Source organism: Microvirgula curvata, assembly GCF_054781615.1.
This window is the reverse complement of sequence record NZ_BAAGUB010000013.1, coordinates 101,986-123,374: the sequence shown is the minus strand read 5'-3', so window position 1 is coordinate 123,374 and position 21,389 is coordinate 101,986. Positions and strand designations below refer to the sequence as shown.

The window sequence follows — 21,389 nt, the reverse complement described above, 5'->3', positions numbered from 1 at the left end:
GTCAGATCGCCATCAGCGGGGCTTTGGGCTGCTCGGCCTGCACGGCTTCCGCCCGCAGGATGGCGGCCACCAGGTCCGGTTGCACATTGTCGTCCCGCATGTGCATGTGCGGCTGCGCCCGGGTCAGCCGGCGCGCGGCCTCGCCGCCGGCACCACACAGGATCAGCGTGCGCCCTTCCTCGGCCAGCTTGTCGTTCAGCGCGCCGATCGCCATCAGGCCGGTCGCATCGAGCAGCACCATGCGGTGCAGCTGCAGGATGATGATCTGCGCATCATCGGCTTCGGCCAGCAGCGCATCCAGCCGGTCAGCGGCACCAAAGAACAGCGCCCCTTCGACCCGGAATGCCGCCACCCCTGCCGGCAGGGTCTTGCCGCTGATCGAATGGCGCTCGAACAGCCGCGCGTGCTCGGGCCGCAGTCGGGCGATGACCGAGGCACCGGCCATGCGCTGGATAAAGAATACGGCTGCCAGCAGCAGGCCGATCTCGACGGCGATGGTCAGGTCGAACACCACGGTCAGCACGAAGGTGACGGCCATCACCACCAGGTCGCGCCACGGGTAGGTCGAGAATTCGCGCCAGTTCCAGTCGCCCATGCGCAGTGACACCGCGATCAGGATCGCCGCCAGCACCGCCAGCGGGATGTACTGCGCCAGTGGCGCCGCCACCAGCACCACACCGAGCAGCAGCAGCGCATGCACGATGCCGGCCACCGGCGAGCGGCCGCCGTTCTGGATATTGGTACCGGTCCGGGCAATGGCACCGGTCGCCGGAATGCCGCCGAAGAACGGCACCACCATATTGGCGATGCCCTGGGCGATCAGTTCCTGGTTGGAGTCATGCTTGTCGCCGATCATCTGGTCCGCCGCCACCGCGCACAGCAGCGACTCGATCGCCCCGAGCAGGGCGATGGTGAAGGCCGGCGCCAGCAGTTCGGAGAAGCTGGCCGGATCGAAATGCAGCGGCTGGAAGTCCGGCAGCCCCTGCGGAATGCCGCCGAACTTGCTGCCGATGGTTTCCACCGGCAGCGAAAACAGTGCGGCGACCACGGTCGCCGTCAGCAGCGCCACGAACGGCGATGGCAGGTATTTGTTCAGCTTTTTCGGCCAGGCCAGAATCAGTGCCAGCGAGGCGCCGGCCAGCGCCAGCGTGACCGGCTGGAAGTCCTGGATATGCGTGCGCAGCGTCGCCATGGTCGGGAAGAAGCCGGACGGCATCGCGACCTGCAGGCCGAAGAAATCCTTTAGCTGGGTAAAGAAGATCATCACCGCAATACCGTTGGTGAAGCCGATCACCAGCGGCATCGGGAAGTACTTGATCACCTGCCCCAGTCGCAGCATGCCCATCAGCACCAGCAGCACGCCGGCCATGAAGGTACACAGCATCAGGTTGGTAAACCCGTATTTGCTGACGATGCCGAACAGGATGACGATGTAGGCGCCGGTCGGACCGCCGATGCAGACCCGGGTCCCGCCCAGCGCGGACACGATGAAGCCGGCGATGATGGCGGTAAAGATCCCCGACTGCGGGCTGACCCCGGACGCAATGGCAAACGCCATGGCCAGCGGCAGGGCGACAATGCCGACGGTCAGGCCGGCCAGTGTGTCGTCGCGCAGCGACGCGCGGCTGTAGCCGCGCAGGGTGGAAAGCAGGCGGGGACGAAAACGGAACAATAAAGCGATGTCGGACATGTCGGTTCTTAGCGTGACCTCATTCGGGCGCGGCGCGCACAAAAAAGAGGGGATTATCTCGCCGTGCGCATTCCCGCACCATGGGCAGGGTCAAATGAGTGGCCCTGTTTCACTGGCAAATCAGGCGCAGCGGGCAATGACAATCCGTTTAAGTCCGGATTAAGTACATATTCACGAGCATGTGTCCACAGGGCGGCCCGAATCCGGCCCCCCACTATCGACGACACGAGGCCGTGGATGAACGAACACCTGTTTCTGCTGATCAATGCCGCTCCCGGCCTGAACGGCATTCCGTTGCTGCTGTCCCTGTTCCTGGCCCGCTATGCCGGCTATCTGGTGCCGCTGCTGATGGCAGTCATCTGGATGCGTGAAGGCACCGAGGGCCGGCGTGACCTGCTGCAGATGCTGTATGCGATGGCGATCTCGATGCTGATTGCCCATCTGGTCCGCCTGAGCTTTCCGCACCCGCGCCCCTTCGTGCTGCACCTGGGCCAGCAATACCTGGCGCACGGTCCCAGTTCCAGCCTGCCCAGCAGCCATACCACCTTCGTCTGGAGCATTGCGGTCGCCGCCTTCTTCACCCGCCGGCTGGCCATTTTCGGCTTTCCGCTGCTGACGCTGGGCCTGCTGGTCGGCTGGAGCCGGGTCTATCTTGGCGTCCACTTTCCGTTCGACATCGCCGCTGCCTTGCCGGTGTCGATTGCCGGCGCCTTCCTGGCATGGAAATGCCGCACCTGGAGTGACCTGCGTATATCCAGCCGCGTGCTGAGGATTTACGATAGCGCCGTCAGGGTCTGAAGCGGCCCGGAAAGGGGCGTATGCGGATACTGCTGGTGGAAGACGATGCCATGATTGGCAAGGCGGTGAAGGCCGGACTGGAGCATGCCGGCTTCGCCGTCGACTGGGTGCAGGACGGCCGTGCCGCCGCACTGGCGCTGACGCAACCGGTCTACGACCTGATGCTGCTCGATCTGGGCCTGCCACAGCAGGACGGCATGTCGGTACTGCTTGGCGCGCGCCGCCAGGGCAACAAGCTGCCGGTACTGGTGGTGACGGCACGGGATGCGGTCGCCGATCGCATCGCCGGACTGAATGCCGGCGCCGACGACTACGTACTGAAGCCGTTCGATCTCGACGAGCTGATCGCCCGCATTCATGCCGTGCACCGCCGTCATTCCGGCAATGCCGACTCCGCCATCCGCCATGGTGCGCTGACCCTCGATCTGGTCGAGAAGACCGTGCGCCTGCACGATCAGCCGGTTGCGCTGTCCGCCCGCGAGTACGCACTGCTGGCCGCGCTGATGCAGCGCCCGGGCGCGGTCCTGTCGCGGGAAAAGCTGGAAGAATCGATCTACGGCTGGGGCGACGAGATCGGCAGCAACGTGATCGAGGTCTATCTGCACCATTTGCGCAAGAAACTCGGGCCGGACATCATCGTCAACGTGCGCGGCGTCGGCTACCGGGTTGCGGAGGTCTGAGGTGCGCTCGCTGCACCGCCATCTGCAACTGTGGGTACTGGGCGCACTGAGCCTCGGCGCGCTGCTGCTGCTGTTCAGCGTCTATCTGTTCCTGCTCGAAGAGCTGAACGAGGTCTTCGACGAAAACCTGAAACAGGTCGCACTGGCAGTCGCCACCTATCCGTACCAGCCGAACACCGAACACCTGCGCCAGCCGATCCGGCTGGCGCCCATTCTCGAAGCGCACCAGCAGTTCGACTTCGTGACCCAGGCCTGGGCCGCCGACGGCACCCGCATCTTCAGTACCGAACCCGACGTCCATATCCCCCTGCGTCACAGCGACGGCATCTCGACCACCTTCCTCGGCTGGGAGCAATGGCGCATCTACACCATCGTCACCGAGCGTGGCGTGGCCCAGGCGGCGCAGCGGGTGTCGCTGCGCAGCGATGTGGCAGTGGAAGTGGCGATCAAGCTGATCGCCATCCTGATCCTGCTGGTCCTGCTGATTGCCGTACTGCTGTACGTGTCGCTGCGCCGCGGCCTGTACCCGCTGCAGCAGACCGCCGACGAGGTGGCCGCGCGCAGCGCCGCCTCGCTGACCCCGCTGCCGCTGGACGAGCTGCCGCACGAGGTCCATCCGCTGGTCAGCGCCATCAACAGTCTGATGGCACGGCTGGACCAGGTGCTGGACCGGCAGCGCTGTTTTATCGCCGATGCCGCGCATGAGCTGCGCACGCCGATTACCGCAATGAAATTGCAACTTCGCCTGTTGCAGCAGGCGCACAGTGCCGGCGACCGGCAGGCAGCGGCCGAGGATCTGGCCGCCGGCGTCGCCCGGGCCGGCCATCTGGTCAACCAGTTGCTGGATCTGTCACGGCTGGAACCCGACGGCGGCAGCCTGCGCCTGGAAACCGTCGACCTGGCCGAGCTGGCGCGTTCGGTCGTCGCCATGGCCAGCGCACAGGCAGTGCAGGCCGGGATCGACCTCGGCGCCGAGGTCCGGGAACCGGTCACGCTGCAGGCCGACCCGCAACAGCTGCGCATCCTGCTCAACAATCTGGTCGACAACGCGTTGCACCATACCCCGCCCGGCGGCCGGGTCGATGTCGCCGCCGAGCGGGTCGACGGCTGCCCGCAGCTGGTCGTGCGCGATACCGGCTGCGGTATTCCGGTCGACGAGCGCGAACGCGTGCTGGACCGCTTCTACCGGGTCGCGCACAGCCAGCAGACCATCGGCAGCGGGCTCGGTCTGGCCATCGTCAAGACCATCGCCACGCTGCACCAGGCCAGCCTGCGCCTGGACAGCGGTACAGACGGCATCGGCCTGTGTGTCAGCGTGCGTTTCCCGCCGGCGTGACTAGCATGAGACAGGCGGGTCGCCGGCGCCGCGCAACAGGGCGGCGGTCTGCGCCAGCGCGCCGTCATCGAGAATGTCCGGCGTCCTGAACGTCAGGTCGCGCTCGACGATATAGGCCGGCGAGGTCAGGTCATTGCGGGTAAACATCGGCACCACGTGGCCGTGGGTGTGTGGTACATGGATGCCGGTAAAGAAGAAGCCGACCCGTTCCACACCGTAGTGCGTCTTCATCCACCGCGCATAGTGCTGGCCGGTCTGCACGATATGCGCCGCCAGCGCCGGCGGCAGGTCCTCGAAATACGGATAGTGGCCCTTGGCCAGGATCAGCAGATGGCCGGGACCGATCGGCGCGCGATCGGGAAAGACCAGGATCTGTTCATCCTCGTACACGGTATGCACCGGGATGTCGCCACGGGCGACACGGCAGAACAGGCAATCGGGATCATGCGGTTCGGGCTGCGACATCGGGACGTCCTCTCTGTGGGTGAAGAAACGTCCCGACCATAGCAGGAAGCCGGGCGCCGGTGGACGGGAAAACCGCCCGACCAACCGGCCCGCGCTCAGTAGCGACCCAGCATGTAGGTTTTCGGCATGCCGATTTCCTGGCAGTTCGGCTCATCGCCGCTGCGGTCGACAATCAGGTAGTTCGTGGTCTTGCCAAGCGTCAGCACCGGATGGTGCCAGACCCCGGCGTGGTAGTTCACGCCCTGCTTGCCATCGGTGATGAAGGCCTTGATCGTCGACGGGTCGAGCTTGTCGCCCGGCGCCGCCACCACTACCAGGAAGGTCTGCCCGTCCAGCGGAACAAAGGCCTGGCTGCCATACGGGTGCCGTTCCAGCAGGTGGACATTGATGCTGCCGCGTACCGGCTTCGACTCGAAGATGCTGACGATCGGTCTGGCATTGCTGCCATTGGCCTGGATGGCGGCCATGTCGTGGTAGCGCATGGTCTCGCCATTGTTGATCGGATAGGTCTTGCTGGCCGATGCCGGTTCGATCACGTCGCCATACGGCGCAAATGCCGCCTTGGTCAGCGGCTCCACCTTCAGCGGCACGCGCGCAGCCGGTTCGACCGTCAGTCCGTAGACCCCGCAGGCCATCGGTGTTCTCGGGATCGGTTTGGTCAGCACGGGCTGGCCGTCGGCCCAGGCCAGGGAGGCCAGTCCGGTCGACAGCACACATACGGTCAGCAGATTGCGCAGCGGGGTGTTCATTTCCTCATCCTCATACGATTTAAAAGACGGAGCGACCGGACGCCTGGGCAAAAAGAACCCGCCCCGGTCAGGGCGGGCAAAGGTATTGCAGCAGGAGAAACGTCGACGGTCCTCGCGGGCCGCAGGACTGTTGTACCCCGCCCCGCCCCCGGCGGGATTGGGATTGCGTGCCAAGTCATTGTCATCGGGCGACGGCGACGGAATGGCTTGCAAATAGATCGCAATGCGATATATTTACCAGTACCCGCCCGTCGTGCACCCGATTCGCGACATCCAGCCGCCCCCTTTCCAAGGAGACCCTTGCCGTGACGTTCCCCATTACTGTCGTCCATGTCGCCAATCTCAGTCCCGACATGGAGAATCTGTACATCGTCGATGCCAAATGGCCAAAAGAGCTGTCACGCTATGCTTCAGGCGTGACCCAGTGGCTGAAAGCGGCCGCGCCGGCCGAAGGACTGGTCACCTGGCTGCGACAGGATCCGCTGCGCTGGCCGACCTTCTGTGAGGTGTACTGGAGCGATCTGGCCAACAACCCGCACCGCTGGGAAGCGCTGCGCGAGGCTGCCTCCCGGCAGCCCGTTATCCTGGTGCATGCCAATGACAGCGACAGGTACAATCCGGCCATGGCGCTGGCACGCTTTATCGAGCAACAGCTGGCAACGCCGGATGACTCCACCCCGCAAGCCAACAAGGCCCTGTCGTGATTCCTGCCTCTCCTGCCTCACCCCCGCTGAGCAAAAACGATTTTGAACGCCTGGCGGATTTCCGCTATCGGCTGCGCCGCTTCCTGCGCTTCAGCGAAGAGCAGGCCCAGGCCCATGACATCACCCCGCTGCAATATCTGTTGCTGCTGCAGATCCGCGGTTACCCGGGGCGGGAATGGGCAACGGTCGCCGAGCTGGCGGAACGCCTGCAGTCACACCACCACAGCGTGGTCGGTCTGGTGACGCGCTGCGTGACACAGGGACTGGTTCGGCGCAGCGCGGGACGTGACGACAAGCGCTGCGTGGAAATCACGCTGCTGCCCAAGGGAGAGGCGCTGGTCGAGCAGCTGGCGCAGGCGCATCGCGACGAGCTGCTGGCGCTGAAGACCGATAGCGGCCACCTGTCCCTGGACCTGCTGCTGCATACCCAGCAGGCCCTGTCGGGCAAGTAGCGGCAAGGCCGGACTACTCGACCAGATTGTTGCGGTGAGCCCAGTTGATCAAGTCCGCCAGCGTTTCCAGATGGAGCTTTTCCAGGATCCTGATCTTGTAAGTGCTTATGGTTTTCTGGCTCAGAAACAGGGTCTGACCGATTTCCTTGTTCGACTGCCCCTTGACCAGTCCGAGCAAAACCGACATTTCCCGGCGCGTCAGGCTGGGCTGGCCGGCATCGCCGGCCAGCCCCTCCGGACCGACCTGCATGGCGACCAGCGGGAAGCAGATGTAACCGCCGGACACCATGCGGACAGCATGGAGAAGCTCCTCCATGCCCTTCCCCTTGCTGATGAAACCGCTGGCGCCGAGGCCCATCGCCCGGGGAGCGTAAATTCTTTCGTCCAGCCCGGACAGGACCAGTACCCGCGGCGGCAGCGGCAGGGACACCAGGCTGTTCAGCAACTGCAGGCCATCGATATCCGGCAGATTCAGGTCCACCACGACCATGTCGGGCTGTACGCCCCTGACCAGGTCCAGGCCGCCGGCCCCGGTATCCGCTTCACCGACAACGCTGAACTCGCCGCCCTCTTCGACCATGTGCCGGACGGCAAAGCGGACGGCCGGATGGTCTTCGATCAGGACAATGCGTACGGCCTCGTGCGGCGCCTCGGCTGTTCCCTGCGAACCATGAGCACGGTCGACCGAAACCGGGAGACGCTTGACAATATTCATATTGAATAACCATTTAGCACAAGGGGTTTAAGCAGCGCATGAATGGTTCTGATCGGATAAAAAGATTCGCAGTCATGCACTACCGTATATTTGGCAAGTATCATGAACAATATACCTGCGCCATATCCACCCAGGCACATATGAAAAGTCTATTCTGCCAATTGAATAACGGGGGATCGTCAGACAGGACAGGCCCGGGCAGGCGCCATTCGGCAATCAGGGAAACATCCTGTTTCCCCGCGGCTAATGACAGCCGACATCGCCCAGCAAGACCAGATCACGGTCTTTGTACCCCTTGATCAACCGATCCTGCAAATCGACCTGGCAGACGCGCCCGTCCGCCTGCACGACCTCGAGAACCGGGTGCGCCTGGCTCAGCTCCAGCGTAAACAGGCCATCGGATTCGGCCACGGCCTGCATGGTCAGGTGCCGGACCCTGGCCCCGGCCAGCGGCCGGCTGTCCGGACCGACCAGACGCCCGATTGCGGTTTGCGTGCGGATGACCTCGACCCGTTGCCGGCTGATGCCGCCGGGCAGCAGATGCACGGACAGGCTCTGGGGCAGGAACTTCGCCCCTTTCCGGCTGCCCGCCGCCAGATCGAAACTCAGGTGCTGCGGCCGGAACGGCGCCAGTGGAATGAAATTTTCGCCACGCCGCAAGCGGAACTGGCGGCCGTCATCCAGCCTGGCAATCAGGCGTTCGCTATCCGGCAGGGTTTCCGACTTCAGGTCGACCACTACCCCGGCGCGCATCCTGCTGCCGAATGCCGGCCGCGACACGATCAGCGCGCCACCGCCGCCCATGACAACGGTACTCTCCAGGTTGACGCCCAGCATGGCGCCACCCCCGCCGTGCGATTGCAGATAGCCGTCTCCGGACAGATAGCGCTGCGACAGACGGGCCGACAGCGTGCCCGAACTGCCATGGCTGGCATGGCTGGCATTGACCGCCACCGCCTGCAGTGGCGATTCGTCGAAGGTGCGCTGGTAATGGAGCTGGGCCGATGACTCGCGCCCGGCACCACCGTCGGCGCGCGAGCCCAGCCCCATGCCGAGACGGGTCGCCGCCCGTCCCAGCGAGAAACTCATGCCGACGGCCATGCCACGCGAACGCCGGCCAGGATAGCCCTGCAAGCGCTCGGACAGGCTCACATACGCCTGGGCCCCCACATCGGCCCACTGGCGGATATCGCGGTAATAGGACAGGTCCGACGTTGACTGCCGGTCGTCGTGCGCGTGGCCAAAGCGGGCACTGATCCGGTCCTGGTCGCTGAGCTGCCAGTCGCTGCTGACGGTGGTATGGCGCTGGCGCAGATGGCGTGACCGGCCATAGCGGGCCGGCCGCGCCGACTGCCGGTGACTGACGGCCAGGCTGAGGCGGGAAAACGCGCCGATCCCCTGCAGCTCATACCCCTGCCCGCTCCGCTTCGAGTAATACGGATTCACATACAGCTGCAGGGCATTGAGCGGACTGAAACTGCTGAACAGGCCGACCTGCCGGTCGCCCCCACCCTGCTGCGCACTGATGCCGGCTCGCCATTGCGGATGCAGCAGGTAGCCGAGCTGGACCCCGCCCAGCATGCCGCCGTCGGCACGGGCGCCGGCACGATAGTCCCACACCGACTGGCGGCGCCCGCCATAAAGGCGGAAACGGAAGCGGTCGGTGCCATTCCAGTTGCCCGGCTTGTAAATCGACTCACGGGTCGTGAACACCATCCGGCCATCCTCGAAGACACGGACGGTGACCGGATAGATGCCATCCGGCAATCCCTCGGTCGGCAATACCTGCAGGCCGGGCTGAACGGCATAGGTTGCGAGCAGACGCCCGTCACGGGAGATCTCCGCATGGCCGGCCTTGCTGGCGCTGACGGTCAGCGGCACCATGCTCGGCTTGTTGCTGCGCTTGAGCAGGCTGTCCGATGATCCGAAAGCGAATCCCAGAATGGGGTTGTAGTGACTGAACGGAATCGGGGCCAGATTGCCCTGCCCGGTAGACAGGTCCGGCGACAGGTAGCCGATGCGGGCGTACAGCCCATGCCAGTCGCGCTGCATATAGGCATTGTTCAGGTACTTTCTGACCCGGCTGCCGCGCTGCCAGTGCCCGGCATCCGCATAGGAAATCTGCAGATCCGAGTACGCGCTCCACGGGGCGAGGCTGGTAATCAGCGACAACTGATACGAGCCGCTGGACGGCAGATCCCGACCACGCCGCACATAGGTCAGCTGGTTGCCGAGCAAGGCGCCGTTGCCACCGCGCCCCGGCAAGGCGAGATACCGGTCCGGCCGGTATTCCCGCTGCGCACGATCCGTGAACAGGGCCAGCCTGGAGTCAGCGACACCGTAGGCGACCCGGACCAGTCCCTCGCACAGCAGGCCGGTGCAATCCCCCAGTCCGACCCCTGTCTGCAACAGGGAAACATAGCGGTTCCGTTCCTGCGCCGGGACTTCGCTGGCAACCCCGTCGAGGACTTCCTGCAAGCCAACCTGACCATCACGCCCGAGTCGCACCAGCGCATCCACCATGTATTTCCCATCCAGTTCGATGCGAACGGCAACCGGCGTATCGAACAGCACGTCGGCAAAAGCGTCCGGAACGGATTGCCGCAGCTGCGCCGCATCAAGCGCCACCGCAGCGGCATCATCGGCCCAGGCCGGAAGCATGGTGCAGGCAAGCAGGCCGGCCGCCATCATGCCCCGCATGACTGACGGCGCGGGAATAAGAGTCACCATGCGATTGGTGTGCCCGTATGAAGACCCGTAGCGGGAAGCGCCTTTGCCCGGACGAGGACGTCAAGGCTCCAGAACCGGATATCGACCGTGCTACAGCACGGAATCGAACTCCAGCGCCACGGTCCCGATATAATTGCCCGGTGCATAGGGACCGGCATCTTTCACCTTGATATGCAGGTGCCCCATGATTTCGTCTCCGGCGGCATCCTCATAAATCAGTGTCGGCGTTGTACCCAGTATCACATCGGTATTTTCCGTCTTGATGCCGACATCCACGCTCATCTGCCCGCGCACACCGCGCATGACTGGCGGATAAGCCAGTCTTGCCATGATTTTCCCGCCGGTAGCACCGGACTGGATGCTGTTTTTCATCCGCAAACCAAGATGGTGATGATTGAATACATGCCGGTTGGAATCGTAGCCGATCTGGACAGGGCCGGAGGGCCACCCTTCAAGTGCATTCACATAAAAGCTGCCGGATGGCACAACGGCCCGGACCTGGATATTTTGCAGCAGCGTTTCCGCATTTGTGGCCGAAGCCAGGAAAAAAATAACACCTGCAATATGTTTTTTGCTGAATTTCATCGTGACATCACTTGAGCAGAAAAAAGAAAAGGAGATTTGCCATTTCAACCGGCAAACCTGAATTCTTTATAGCTCACCTTTTCTCCTTCAACGACGTCGAAACGTATTTCAGACAATCCCTCTCTTTTGAAAAACTGTGTCCGTCCCGGCAATACATGTTTCTTTACCGGGGCAAGGCAGTGCTCATCGGTCTTGCACGCATAGACATTATCCAGAATCAGGGTGGTATTGCCGCGGTTGACGACATCCAGCCCGTCGGTCCGCTGTATGAAATCGGTCCGGTATTGTTCCTGCTCCGGCCGGACGATGACGATGCCGCCATAGCCGACCAGCATTCTGACCCCGGCCGTGGTCGCGCCCGCGTCTTCCTCCTGGCCAAAACCGTCTCCGCGCCCCGGTTCCACCGGCGTAAACCGGACCCGGAACACGTGTTCGCGGCTGCGCTCCCCGACATAGAGGACGCGCACGCTGCGCATGCCGCCTGGCGGCACGATCAGGCGGCTGGGGCTCACGATCAGCCGGTTACGCCATCCTTCACCTTCCGTCAGTTCGGTTTCGGTGCTGTTTCCGGCGTCGTCCACCTGGATCCGCCTGACGTCAATCCTGACGAAACCGGTGCTGCTGCCGCTGTTCCGTATCGGCTTGACGATCGACGATGATGCCCCCGGCAGGTAGTCGTACAGACTGCCGATGCCGATATCGGGCTGGGCATGAGCGGCGGAAGTGCTGGCCACGGCCAGCAGGATGCCCAGCAAAGCGGGCAATGCGGTATTCATCTCAGGTCCTGTCCTGCTATCGCTGCCAGCGTTCGGACTCGATAAGCTTGTTCTTGATGGCAAAATTGATCATGTCGGCCAGCGTGTGCAGGTGCAGCTTTTCCAGTATCCGCACCTTGTATGAGCTAATGGTTTTCTGGCTGAGGAACAGGCTGTCGGCGATTTCCTTGTTGGACTGCCCTCGAACCAGCCCGATCAGCACGGTCATTTCACGCTTGGTCAGACAAGACAGCAGATCCCGGTCGGCCTTCTGCTCCGGGCCGACATACAGGGAAGCGATCGGGAAGCATGAATAACCGCCGGCAACCATCACCAGCGCATTCTTGATTTCCTGGATGCCCTTGCTCTTGCTGACATAACCGTGTGCACCGGCGCTCATCACCCGGTTCGAATACAGGCGTTCGTCCTGCCCGGACAGCACCAGTATTCTCGGAGGTCGTGGCAGGACGGATATTTTGTAGATAAGGTCAAGGCCGTTGATGTCCGGCAGGAACAGGTCCAGCAGCACCACATCGGGAAAATGCGTCCGGATCAGTTCAAATCCGCGGGAAGCATCCTCGGCCTCGCCAAGGACATTGAACCGCCCCTGCTCTTCGATCATGTGCCTCAGCGCATAACGCATCACCGGATGGTCGTCGATCAGAATGACGCTGATCAGCAGGTTGGGGCTTTCCGCCGTCATCGTTTCCTTCGATTCATTGATATCCCCTCCCCTGATGGCGTCCCCGGGTTTCATTCTTTCTCCTTAAATGAGCCGTTCCAATCAAGAAATCCAATATAGTTCGGGTTGCGCCATGTGACTTTCAAGAATCACCTCTCAACGCAGGATAAATAAAAAAACCCCTGATACAGGGCTGGGCCGGGTTCATATGTGCGCTAATATATTAACGCACCGACCATCCACGCTGTGAATACGCCAGCCTCTCAAATTTACCCAAGAATATGCTTCTATTACATACAGAATAGTCTTGGCAAAATAGAAAAATCTGATTTACATGCCAGACCGGCTGTAAACGACGCCACCGGACAAGCCAGGCTTGTCCGGTGGGAAGGGAGCGGATCATGCCCCCGCGGCGGCGGGGAGCGCATTGGACCGGCTATCGTTTTCTGCACGCCAGGTAGAAGTCCTGCGACGACCGGTACACCGATGTATCGACGTCGAGCAGTCCGAGCACGGAGTCGAACAGGTTGTCCTGGCTGATGGCCTCGCCACGGCGTGCCTGCAGGCAGTCCTGGCTGACACCGGTTTCGTGCTGCAGGCCCGGCGACAGCCAGGTAATGAACGGGATGTGCTTCTGGTTGTCCGGAGCCAGCCAATAGGGCATCCCGTGCAGGTACACCCCGTTTTCGCCCAGCGACTCGCCGTGGTCGGACAGATACAGCATGCCGCCGTTGAATCTGTCCTGCTGCGATTTCAGCAGGTCGATGACCCTGGCCAGGAAATGATCGGTGTAGCGGATCGAGTTGTCGTAGGCATTGACGATGTCTTCGGGGCGGCAGGTCTGCAGCTCGCTGCTCCTGCACACCGGCCTGAACTGCTCGAAGCTTGCCGGATAGCGCTTGTAATACGCCGGGCCATGGCTGCCCAGCTGGTGCAGCACGATGATGGTCGTGCCGCCGGTCTTCTCCAGATAGCGCTCGAGCCCGCCCAGCATGGCCTCATCGTGGCACTCGCCATCCTTGCACAGACCGGGGTCGCTGAACTGGGCCGGCAGTTCGTTCGGCACCCGGTTGCACACCCCCTTGCAGCCCGAGTTGTTGTCGCGCCACAGGATGTTCACGCCGGCGTGCTTCAGCACGTCCATCAGGTTTTCCTGCGAGGACGCCTTGTCGGCATCGTACTGCTCGCGGTTCATGCGCGAGAACATGCACGGGACCGACAGCGCGGTGGCCGTGCCGCACGAATAGGCGTTGGTGAAGCTGACAACGCCACGCGCCGCCAGCTCGGGGTTGGTGTCGCGCCCGTAGCCGTTCAGCGAGAAGTTGCCGGCGCGCGCGGTCTCACCGACCACCAGCACCAGCAGGGTCGGCTTGCCGCGCTTGCCGGCGGCGGCATTGAGCCGGGCATCGGTGCCCAGCGGCGCCACGTTCTTCGCCACCATCGTATTGCCACGCAGGTACTTGTAGGTACCCGAGATGTAATTGGACGGCGTGATCAGGTAGCGCACCTCGCGGTGGTTGCGGAACAGCGAGGCAAAGTCCTGATAGTAGCCCATCAATGCGCCGCCACCGGCGGCCAGACTCAGCACGATGACCAGCAGGCGCAGGCGGAGCTCGCGCCCGAAGGGTCCGCGCTCCAGCCGGGTACGCAGCAGCAGGACCGCCGGCAGCACGCCGAACAGCAGCATGAACAGGATGAAGTTCAGGTTCAGGTATTCGCCGGCTTCGCGCGGGTCGGTTTCGAACAGGTTCTGCATCATGCCGGCGTCGAGCAGCACGTTGTAGCCCTGGATGAAATAGGCGGCCGAGGCCGCGCCAAGCAGCAGCAGGGCCAGCACCGGCTTCTGGATCCAGCGTACGGTCACCAGCGACAGGATCAGATTGAACGCCGCGATCAGGAACACCGAAAACGCGGCGACAAACAGTCCGTTCTGCAGCCCGCGCTCCTGTGGCAGCAGGCCCAATAGGTAGCGCCACAGCGGGATGTTGTAGACCGTGCCGAGCAGGATGGCGACGATCAGCGTCATCCACACCGGACGGGTGCGCAGTGTGGTGAGCGGGAACAAGGGCCTGGACAGGAACAGGGCACGACTCTCGGACATGGATTCCCCGGCGTGGCCGCATGCAACGGCCACAAATAAATCAGATGCCGCCATTCTGGTGTCCGGCGCCCTGCCCCAAGCTGACGCTACCCTTTCAGTCCTGACAGGTTGTCCGCGTACAATGGCAGTCCTGATTGCCGTTGACGAAGCACCACGCCGCACCATGAAAATCCTGATTGCCGAAGACGACGAAAAAACTGCCGGTTATATCCGCAAGGGTCTGATCGAACATGGCTATGTCGTCGATACCGCGCAGAACGGCACCGACGCCCTGCACCTGGCGCTGACCGGGCAGTACGACCTGCTGCTGCTCGATGTGATGATGCCGGGCCTGGACGGTTTTGCCGTCACGGCTGCGCTGCGGGCCACCAGCCAGCCGGTCGCGGTGCTGCTGCTGACGGCGCGCGATACGGTCGAGGACCGGGTGCGCGGACTCGAAACCGGTGCCGATGACTACCTGATCAAGCCGTTCGCGTTCTCGGAGCTGCTGGCCCGGGTCAAGAGCATTCTGCGCCGCACGTCGGCCCGGCCCGGCGACAGCGGCGACGGCCACCTCCGCATCGCTGACCTCGATATCGAGCCACTGCGGCAAAGGGCCTGCCGTGCCGGCAGGCCGCTGGATCTGACCGCACGCGAGTTCACCCTGCTCTCGCTGCTGGCACGCCGCTGCGGCGAGGTCGTCACCCGCATGGACATCGCCGAGCAGGTCTGGGACATGCACTTCGATTTCGACTCCAACCTGATCGATGTCGCCGTGGCACGGCTGCGGCGCAAGGTCGACGATCCGTTCCCGTCCGCCCTGATCCATACCGTGCGCGGGAGCGGCTATGTCCTCGAAGCCCGCTAGACCGCATGCGTCGCTGGCGGTCCGGCTGACGATCATTTTTACCCTGGCCACCGTGCTGGTCATCCTGCTGGGCGGCGGCGCACTGTATCTGTTCCTGCGCGCCGGACTGGCCAACCAGGCCATCAGCGGACTGGACGACGGCCTGCACCTGCTGCGCGCGCGGATTCATGATCAGCCGGTCGCGCAGGAAAGCCGCGCCCACTGGCAGCGGGCGCTGACCGAGTTCACCCGCCCGGACTCGCTGTATGCGTGCCGGCTGTATGACGAGGACGGCCATCTGGTCTTCGAGAGTCCGCGCATCGCCGCCCTGTCCGCCAGTGATTTTCCGGCCCCGGCCAGGGACCCGGCCCTGCGCGCGCTGCATCCGGTCAAGGCGCCCGGCCACGTCGAGCAGCACTGGCTGCTGAGCTCGGTCTATATCGACCGGCTGGATGGCGCGCGCTGGCGGGTGGATTTCGCCTACGACAACGAATACAAGCATGAGCTGCTGGAAGGCTATCTGCATGCGATGCTGCTCGGCGTGGTGCTGGCGGTGATCCTGTTCGCCCTGATCGGCCAGATGACCATGCGCTATGTGCTGATGCCGATCCATTCCCTGAGCCGGCAGGTCGGCGACATCGACGCCGGGCAGCTTGACCGGCGCATTTCGCCGGCCTGGCCGCGTGAACTGCTGCCGATTGTCAGTGCCATGAACAGCCTGCTCGATCGCCTGCAGATTTCGTTCGCCCGCCAGGCGCAGTTTTCGGCCGATCTGGCGCATGAGCTGCGCTCACCGCTGCATGCGCTGGTCAGCGTGACCGAGGTCACGCTGAACCGCCCGCGCAACGAGCAGGAATACCGTGCCACGCTCGAGGCCAATCTCGATGAGTTCCGCCATCTGCAGCGCCTGAGTGACGACATGCTGTTTATCGCCCGCACCGAGCAGGCCGAGCACCAGCCGCTGGACCGGGTCGCGTTCGACATCCATCCGCTGCTGGACGGGCTGTATGATCTGTTCGACGCGCTGGCCGAGTCCAGGCAGATCGGCCTGCAGTTCAGCGGGACGGGAACGGTATACGCCAATCGCGACCTGTTGCGTCGTGCGCTGATCAATCTGGTCTCGAACGCGCTGCAGTATGCGCACAGCCGGGTCAGTCTGTCCGTGGTGCAAGACGGGACGGACAGCGTGTTTACGGTCGAGGACGATGGCGACGGCGTGGCGGCAGCACAGCTGCCGTTCATGTTCGCGCGCTTTTACCGGGGCGACGAAAGCCGCAGCCGCCCTGGCGGCACCGGCCTCGGCCTGTCCATCGTCAAGGCCATTGCCGAACGACATGGCGGAACGGCCGGGGTCGAAAACGGCGAACGGGGTGGCGCCCGCTTCCACATCCGCTTGCCGGGCAAGCCGGTAGCGGACCTGCAGACGTGACATTGCCGGGCACCAGGCCCGGCAATGCACAGGGAGGAACCTGCAGGCTCAGATCCGGCCGGCCAGTGCCATCCCCCACAGCGCGACCAGCCAGACCAGCATGACCAGTTGGGCAGCACTGCCGCAGTCCTTGGCTTTCTTTGACTCGGAGTGAATTTCCGGGCCAATACGGTCGATGGCCGCTTCGATGCCGGTATTCAGCAGTTCGACCACCAGCGTCAGCACGTGCGTGAACACGATCAGCACGGTCGCCAGCGGCGACAGCGACAGCCACAGCGCCAGCGGTACGCCCACCAGCGCCATCAGCACCACTTCGCGGAACGCCGCCTCGTCACCGAATGCGGCGCGCAAACCGTCCAGGGAAAAACCGAATGCCTTGATGACACGCACGATCAGCCCTCAAGCCCGCGGGCCAGATCGGCGATCAGGTCATCCGGATGCTCAAGGCCGACCGACAGCCGCAGCAGTCCCTCGCCGACGCCGGCCGCATCCCGGGTTTCCTGCGACAGGCGACCGTGGGTGGTGGTCGCCGGGTGGGTGATGGTGGTCTTGACGTCACCAAGGTTGCCGGTGCGCGAAATCAGCTGCGTACTGTCGATGATCTTCCAGGCGGCTTCACGGCCGCCTTCGACGTCGAAGGACACGATCGCGCCGGGCGCGCTCTGCTGGCGGCGGGCCAGTTCGTACTGCGGGTGACTGCTCAGGCCCGGGTAGTGGACACGGCGCACCGACGGCTGGTTCTGCAGCCACTCGGCCAGTTTCTGCGCACTGGCGCACTGGCGTTCCATGCGCACGAACAGGGTTTCCATGCCGCCGAGCAGCAGCCAGGCGTTGAACGCCGACAGGGTCGGCCCGGTCGAGCGCACATAGACGTAAATCGGTTCGACCAGCGCATTGCTGCCGACCACCGCACCGCCGAGCACGCGCCCCTGGCCATCGAGGAACTTGGTCGCCGAGTGGATGACCAGGTCAGCGCCGTGTTCCAGCGGACGCTGCAGCGCCGGCGAGCAGAAGCAGTTGTCGACCGCGAGAATGGCGCCGGCATCATGGGCGATGTCGGCCACGGCGCGGATGTCGGTCAGTTCGGTCAGCGGGTTCGACGGCGTTTCCAGGAAGAACAGCTTCGTGTTCGGGCGGATGGCCTGCTTCCAGGCGCCGAGATCGGTCGCGGAAACGAAGGTGACCCCGATGCCGAAACGCGGCAGCAGTGTCGCCAGCATGTTGTACGAGGCGCCGAACAGGCTTTGCGACGCCACAATGTGATCACCGGACGACAGCAGGGTGAAAATGGCCGCGTGGATGGCGGCCATGCCGCTGGCGGTCGCCTGGCAGCGCTCGCCGCCTTCCAGCGCCGCCAGCCGGCGCTGGAACGCATCGACGGTCGGGTTGGTAAAGCGGGAATAGGTAAAGCCGTCATGCTCGCCGGCAAACAGCTGCCGGGCCTCTTCCGCGCTGTCGGTCATGAAGCTGGAGGTCAGGAACAGCGGCAGGCTGTGCTCGTTGAATTCGGTCACGTCGCGGCCGGCACGGATGGCCAGCGTTTCGGGGTGCAGCGGGGTCGTCATGGTGAGAACTACCGTGTGTTTTGCAGTGCGGTACATGGTAATGAAAAACGCGCCTTTCGGCGCGCATCATTGGCAATACGCTTATAGCGTTGTTGCCACTTACATCAGGTTCTGTTCGGCCACGTTCAGGTTCAGGTCGGCTCCGCCACCCAGTGCCTCTTCGCGCTGCGGCTTGCTCTCGCCGCGCGCGCCTTCGATTTCGGCCAGGTATTCGTCGGTAATGTCGCCAGTCACGTAGCGGCCGTCGAAGCAGCTCATCTCGAAGTCGTTCAGCGCGTTGTTGGCTTCATGCACCGCATCGCGCAGCGCACCGAGGTCCTGGTAGATCACGCCGTCAGCACCGATTTCACGGGCGATTTCCTCGACCGTGCGACCGGTTGCGAGCAGTTCGGCCCGGGTCGGCATGTCGATGCCGTAGACGTTCGGATAACGGACTTCCGGCGCGGCGCTGGCGAAATAGACTTTCTTGGCCCCGGCATCGCGCGCCATCTGCACGATCTCGCGGCTGGTGGTGCCGCGCACGATCGAGTCGTCGACCAGCAGCACGTTCTTGCCGGCAAACTCGCTGCCGATGGCATTCAGCTTCTGGCGCACGGATTTCTTCCGCGTCGCCTGGCCCGGCATGATGAAGGTGCGGCCGACATAGCGGTTCTTGATAAAGCCCATGCGGAACGGCAGGTCGAGGTGCTTGGCCAGCTGCAGCGCGATCGGCATCGACGTGTCCGGAATCGGGATCACCGTGTCGATGTCGAGGTCCGGCATCTGGCGGCGGATCTTGTCGCCCAGCTTCTCGCCCATCAGCAGGCGGGTCTGGTAGACGCTGGCACCGTCGATGATCGAATCCGGGCGCGCGAAGTACACGTACTCGAAGATGCACGGCGTATGCGGCTGGTACTCGGCACACATGCGCGTCGAGCGCGCACCGTCCATGCGGACCACGACCGCTTCACCCGGCAGCACGTCGCGTTCCAGCCGGAAGCCCAGACAGTCGAGGGCGACCGACTCGCTGGCCAGCAGGTATTCGGTGCCGTTCGGACCGTCGTGGCGACCCATGACCAGCGGACGGATGCCGTACGGGTCGCGGAAGGCGACCAGGCCGAAGCCGGCGATCAGCGCCACCACGGCGTAGGCGCCACGCACCCGCTTGTTGACCTCGATGATCGCGTTGAAGATCGCGTCCTCGCACAGCTCGCGACCGTAGATCTGCTTCTGCAGCTCATGGGCGAACACGTTCAGCAGGACTTCCGAGTCGGAGTTGGTGTTGATGTGGCGCAGGTCCTGGCGGAACATCGCCTCCTTCAGCTCGGCGGTGTTGGTCAGGTTGCCGTTGTGCGCCAGCACGATGCCGTACGGCGAGTTGACGTAGAACGGTTGCGCCTCGGCCAGATTGCTGGCGGAGCCGGCAGTCGGGTAGCGCACGTGGCCGATGCCGGCCTGCCCCAGCAGCGACCGCATGTTGCGGGTGCGGAACACGTCGCGCACCATGCCGCTGCCCTTGTGCATGTGAAAGCTGTTTCCGTTCGCGGTCACGATGCCGGCGGCATCCTGTCCCCGGTGTTGCAGGACTTGCAGCCCGTCATACAGCAACTGGTTGACGGGAGAACCGCTGACTACGCCAATAATTCCACACATGGTTTGCTCATTCCGCTCTTTTAGAACATCTCTGCAAACCGCCACCCGGCCGGCTTGCAGAGAGACTCTTTGACTTGTGATCAGGTTTTGATGCTGTTGCGGATCGGCAGCGGCAGCGTCTCGCCGCCACTGTTGCCATCACGCTGGAAATTGATGCGGTCGGCCATATCGGCCGGCAGCCAGGGTTTCAGGTCGACGGCCAGCCGCTCGAACGGCGTCACCAGCAGCGCATTCTGCCAGAACGGCTCCGACGGCATGTGGGTCAATCCACCCAGCATGACCACCACGGTCGACAGCAACACCCCGCGCGCCAGACCGAAGGCGCCGCCAAGTGTGCGGTCCAGCCCGCCCAGACCGACGCCGGATACCAGCCGGCTGGCCAGCCGGCGGCCGATGGCCAGCACGATCCACACACCGACCATCACGGCGGCAAACGCCAGCAGCCAGCGCAGGTCGGCCGTCGGTACCGACTGCGGCAGCATCGGTTCGAAGTCGGCCGCATACTGCCTGGCCACCCAGAAAGCGCCGATCCAGCTGGCCAGCGACAGGACTTCATGCACCACGCCGCGCCACAGCGCCAGCAGGGTCGACGCCGCAATCAGGCCGACAAGTATCCAGTCAAATGTGGTCATTGCACCCTGCTATTGCGGTACCAGAATGCCGGACAGGCCGGCCTTCTGGATCTTGGTCAGCGCCGTGCGGGCTTCAGCCTCGCTGGCGAACGGCCCGACGCGGATCCGGCTGACCGTTCCCTTGCTGGTACTGACCTGGCTGACGCTGGCGCTGACGCCGGCACCGGCCAGCTTGTCCTTCAGCTCGGCGGCCTTGGCCGGGTCGGACAGCGCGGCCACCTGGATCAGGTAGCGGCCGGATTTCGCTGATTTGTCGTCTGCCTTGTCCTGTGCGGGTTTGTCCTGGGCCGGCTTGTCGGCTTTGGCCCTGGGTTTCGGCGCCGGCACATCGGCATCCGCCATGTCATTCAGGATCGCGGCCGGGTCCGGCTTTTTCTTTTCCTTTGCCGGTTCGGCCGGCTTGTCCGCCGGTTTGGCCGCAGGCTTGCTGTCCGGCTTGCGTTCGACCTCTTTCGGCTCGACAGGTTTCGGTTCGGCGACCTTCGGCGCTGTCGCCTCCGGTGCAGCGGGGACCGGACGCGCCGGTTCGGCTGTCGGCGTGGCCGGCGCCGGCGAAACCGGCTCGGCCGCCGGTACCGTCGGCGGCAGTGCATCGGCCGGACTCGTGGCCGGTCCGGGGACAGCCGCGACCGGTGCGGGCTCCGGCGCCGGCGCACGCACGCCACCCACGGCACCGCTGGCGACGATGTCGACCTTTTCCGGGTGCATTTCCGTCTGAGGCTGACCGTCGATCACATTCCACAACACCAGCGTGGCTGCCGACACGATGACGACGGCGCCGACCAGGCGGCGGCGGGCTCGCTTGCGAAGCTGGATCAGCTCCTGTTGGCTCTTGGGTTCGTTCATGTGCTGCCCTGTCACCA

At 63.8% G+C, this 21,389-nt stretch carries 21 protein-coding genes; 7 read left to right on the top strand and 14 right to left on the bottom strand.

What is annotated here, in order from left to right:
- Position 1: 1 nt before the first annotated feature.
- A complete protein-coding gene (locus ACYVG8_RS07745) occupies positions 2-1,690 on the bottom strand; it encodes a SulP family inorganic anion transporter (RefSeq protein ID WP_460745316.1) in 1,689 nt (562 codons plus the stop codon).
- A 237-nt stretch (positions 1,691-1,927) separates the two neighbouring features.
- Between ACYVG8_RS07745 and ACYVG8_RS07740 the strand changes: the two genes are divergently transcribed.
- From ACYVG8_RS07740 to ACYVG8_RS07730, 3 genes are read left to right on the top strand one after another with little or no spacing between them, the layout of a single operon-like run.
- Complete coding sequence (locus ACYVG8_RS07740; protein ID WP_036385850.1) at positions 1,928-2,488, top strand: undecaprenyl-diphosphatase; 561 nt, start codon at positions 1,928-1,930, stop codon at positions 2,486-2,488.
- 20 nt (positions 2,489-2,508) lie between these two features.
- Entirely contained in the window at positions 2,509-3,168 is a 660-nt protein-coding gene (locus tag ACYVG8_RS07735; RefSeq protein WP_028499142.1) for a response regulator, read from the top strand.
- A 1-nt stretch (position 3,169) separates the two neighbouring features.
- Positions 3,170-4,504, top strand: coding sequence for a sensor histidine kinase (locus ACYVG8_RS07730; RefSeq protein WP_028499141.1), 1,335 nt, complete (start codon positions 3,170-3,172; stop codon positions 4,502-4,504).
- On the opposite strand, the gene ACYVG8_RS07725 is transcribed toward ACYVG8_RS07730, so the two are convergent.
- A complete protein-coding gene (locus ACYVG8_RS07725) occupies positions 4,505-4,969 on the bottom strand; it encodes an HIT family protein (RefSeq protein WP_028499140.1) in 465 nt (154 codons plus the stop codon).
- Positions 4,970-5,064: 95 nt separating this feature from the next.
- Positions 5,065-5,718: an ureidoglycolate lyase gene (locus ACYVG8_RS07720; RefSeq protein WP_460745315.1), complete on the bottom strand. Its 654-nt coding sequence runs from the start codon at positions 5,716-5,718 to the stop codon at positions 5,065-5,067.
- A gap of 305 nt (positions 5,719-6,023) precedes the next feature.
- On the opposite strand from ACYVG8_RS07720, the gene ACYVG8_RS07715 reads away from it, so the two are divergent.
- Together ACYVG8_RS07715 and ACYVG8_RS07710 are read left to right on the top strand one after the other, a co-directional pair.
- Positions 6,024-6,422 carry a DUF488 domain-containing protein gene (locus tag ACYVG8_RS07715; RefSeq protein ID WP_028499139.1) on the top strand — a complete coding sequence of 133 codons (399 nt, stop codon included), beginning with the start codon at positions 6,024-6,026 and terminating at the stop codon, positions 6,420-6,422.
- Positions 6,419-6,874, top strand: a complete 456-nt coding sequence (locus ACYVG8_RS07710) for a MarR family transcriptional regulator (protein ID WP_028499138.1) — start codon at positions 6,419-6,421, stop codon at positions 6,872-6,874. Before ACYVG8_RS07715 ends, ACYVG8_RS07710 begins: the two co-directional genes overlap by 4 nt.
- Positions 6,875-6,887: 13 nt before the next feature.
- Here ACYVG8_RS07710 and ACYVG8_RS07705 read toward each other — a convergent pair whose 3' ends face one another.
- The 6 genes from ACYVG8_RS07705 to ACYVG8_RS07680 all read right to left on the bottom strand — a co-directional run bounded on the left by ACYVG8_RS07705 (position 6,888) and on the right by ACYVG8_RS07680 (position 14,442).
- A complete protein-coding gene (locus ACYVG8_RS07705; RefSeq protein WP_051528823.1) occupies positions 6,888-7,589 on the bottom strand; it encodes a response regulator transcription factor in 702 nt (233 codons plus the stop codon).
- A 243-nt stretch (positions 7,590-7,832) separates the two neighbouring features.
- Entirely contained in the window at positions 7,833-10,319 is a 2,487-nt protein-coding gene (locus ACYVG8_RS07700) for a CS1-pili formation C-terminal domain-containing protein (protein WP_460745314.1), read from the bottom strand.
- A 90-nt stretch (positions 10,320-10,409) separates the two neighbouring features.
- The gene (locus tag ACYVG8_RS07695) at positions 10,410-10,952 is read right to left on the bottom strand and encodes a CS1 type fimbrial major subunit (protein WP_156952515.1); all 543 of its coding nucleotides are present in this window, start codon (positions 10,950-10,952) and stop codon (positions 10,410-10,412) included.
- Positions 10,949-11,659, bottom strand: coding sequence for a molecular chaperone (locus tag ACYVG8_RS07690; RefSeq protein WP_146745063.1), 711 nt, complete (start codon positions 11,657-11,659; stop codon positions 10,949-10,951). Before ACYVG8_RS07690 ends, ACYVG8_RS07695 begins: the two co-directional genes overlap by 4 nt.
- A 37-nt stretch (positions 11,660-11,696) precedes the next feature.
- Positions 11,697-12,416 carry a response regulator transcription factor gene (locus tag ACYVG8_RS07685; RefSeq protein WP_199489814.1) on the bottom strand — a complete coding sequence of 240 codons (720 nt, stop codon included), beginning with the start codon at positions 12,414-12,416 and terminating at the stop codon, positions 11,697-11,699.
- Between the two features lie 361 nt (positions 12,417-12,777).
- Positions 12,778-14,442, bottom strand: a complete 1,665-nt coding sequence (locus ACYVG8_RS07680; RefSeq protein WP_084300025.1) for a phosphoethanolamine transferase — start codon at positions 14,440-14,442, stop codon at positions 12,778-12,780.
- 121 nt (positions 14,443-14,563) lie between these two features.
- Here ACYVG8_RS07680 and ACYVG8_RS07675 point away from each other — a divergent pair, with 121 nt between their 5' ends.
- Together ACYVG8_RS07675 and ACYVG8_RS07670 are read left to right on the top strand one after the other, a co-directional pair.
- Positions 14,564-15,289, top strand: a complete 726-nt coding sequence (locus tag ACYVG8_RS07675; RefSeq protein ID WP_444542978.1) for a heavy metal response regulator transcription factor — start codon at positions 14,564-14,566, stop codon at positions 15,287-15,289.
- Complete coding sequence (locus ACYVG8_RS07670) at positions 15,270-16,697, top strand: heavy metal sensor histidine kinase (RefSeq protein ID WP_028499131.1); 1,428 nt, start codon at positions 15,270-15,272, stop codon at positions 16,695-16,697. Before ACYVG8_RS07675 ends, ACYVG8_RS07670 begins: the two co-directional genes overlap by 20 nt.
- Before the next feature lie 48 nt (positions 16,698-16,745).
- Here the strand turns inward: ACYVG8_RS07670 and ACYVG8_RS07665 are convergent, their stop codons facing one another.
- The 5 genes from ACYVG8_RS07665 to ACYVG8_RS07645 form a co-directional block, all read right to left on the bottom strand.
- Complete coding sequence (locus ACYVG8_RS07665) at positions 16,746-17,087, bottom strand: diacylglycerol kinase (protein ID WP_084300023.1); 342 nt, start codon at positions 17,085-17,087, stop codon at positions 16,746-16,748.
- Between the two features lie 2 nt (positions 17,088-17,089).
- Positions 17,090-18,262, bottom strand: coding sequence for an O-succinylhomoserine sulfhydrylase (locus tag ACYVG8_RS07660; RefSeq protein WP_028499129.1), 1,173 nt, complete (start codon positions 18,260-18,262; stop codon positions 17,090-17,092).
- Between the two features lie 99 nt (positions 18,263-18,361).
- Complete coding sequence (gene purF, locus ACYVG8_RS07655) at positions 18,362-19,894, bottom strand: amidophosphoribosyltransferase (protein WP_028499128.1); 1,533 nt, start codon at positions 19,892-19,894, stop codon at positions 18,362-18,364.
- Between the two features lie 80 nt (positions 19,895-19,974).
- Positions 19,975-20,526 carry a CvpA family protein gene (locus ACYVG8_RS07650; protein ID WP_051528822.1) on the bottom strand — a complete coding sequence of 184 codons (552 nt, stop codon included), beginning with the start codon at positions 20,524-20,526 and terminating at the stop codon, positions 19,975-19,977.
- Between the two features lie 9 nt (positions 20,527-20,535).
- Positions 20,536-21,372 carry an SPOR domain-containing protein gene (locus ACYVG8_RS07645; protein WP_028499127.1) on the bottom strand — a complete coding sequence of 279 codons (837 nt, stop codon included), beginning with the start codon at positions 21,370-21,372 and terminating at the stop codon, positions 20,536-20,538.
- Positions 21,373-21,389: the final 17 nt, after the last annotated feature.

Coding starts and splice junctions, on each gene's coding strand:
- ACYVG8_RS07745 (WP_460745316.1), bottom strand. CDS start 1,690: ATGTCCGACATCGCTTTATTGTTCCGTTTTCGTCCCCGCCTGCTTTCC.
- ACYVG8_RS07740 (WP_036385850.1), top strand. CDS start 1,928: ATGAACGAACACCTGTTTCTGCTGATCAATGCCGCTCCCGGCCTGAAC.
- ACYVG8_RS07735 (WP_028499142.1), top strand. CDS start 2,509: ATGCGGATACTGCTGGTGGAAGACGATGCCATGATTGGCAAGGCGGTG.
- ACYVG8_RS07725 (WP_028499140.1), bottom strand. CDS start 4,969: ATGTCGCAGCCCGAACCGCATGATCCCGATTGCCTGTTCTGCCGTGTC.
- ACYVG8_RS07720 (WP_460745315.1), bottom strand. CDS start 5,718: ATGAACACCCCGCTGCGCAATCTGCTGACCGTATGTGTGCTGTCGACC.
- ACYVG8_RS07705 (WP_051528823.1), bottom strand. CDS start 7,589: ATGAATATTGTCAAGCGTCTCCCGGTTTCGGTCGACCGTGCTCATGGT.
- ACYVG8_RS07700 (WP_460745314.1), bottom strand. CDS start 10,319: ATGGTGACTCTTATTCCCGCGCCGTCAGTCATGCGGGGCATGATGGCG.
- ACYVG8_RS07685 (WP_199489814.1), bottom strand. CDS start 12,416: ATGAAACCCGGGGACGCCATCAGGGGAGGGGATATCAATGAATCGAAG.
- ACYVG8_RS07680 (WP_084300025.1), bottom strand. CDS start 14,442: ATGTCCGAGAGTCGTGCCCTGTTCCTGTCCAGGCCCTTGTTCCCGCTC.
- ACYVG8_RS07675 (WP_444542978.1), top strand. CDS start 14,564: ATGGCAGTCCTGATTGCCGTTGACGAAGCACCACGCCGCACCATGAAA.
- ACYVG8_RS07670 (WP_028499131.1), top strand. CDS start 15,270: ATGTCCTCGAAGCCCGCTAGACCGCATGCGTCGCTGGCGGTCCGGCTG.
- ACYVG8_RS07660 (WP_028499129.1), bottom strand. CDS start 18,262: ATGACGACCCCGCTGCACCCCGAAACGCTGGCCATCCGTGCCGGCCGC.
- purF (WP_028499128.1), bottom strand. CDS start 19,894: ATGTGTGGAATTATTGGCGTAGTCAGCGGTTCTCCCGTCAACCAGTTG.
- ACYVG8_RS07650 (WP_051528822.1), bottom strand. CDS start 20,526: ATGACCACATTTGACTGGATACTTGTCGGCCTGATTGCGGCGTCGACC.
- ACYVG8_RS07645 (WP_028499127.1), bottom strand. CDS start 21,372: ATGAACGAACCCAAGAGCCAACAGGAGCTGATCCAGCTTCGCAAGCGA.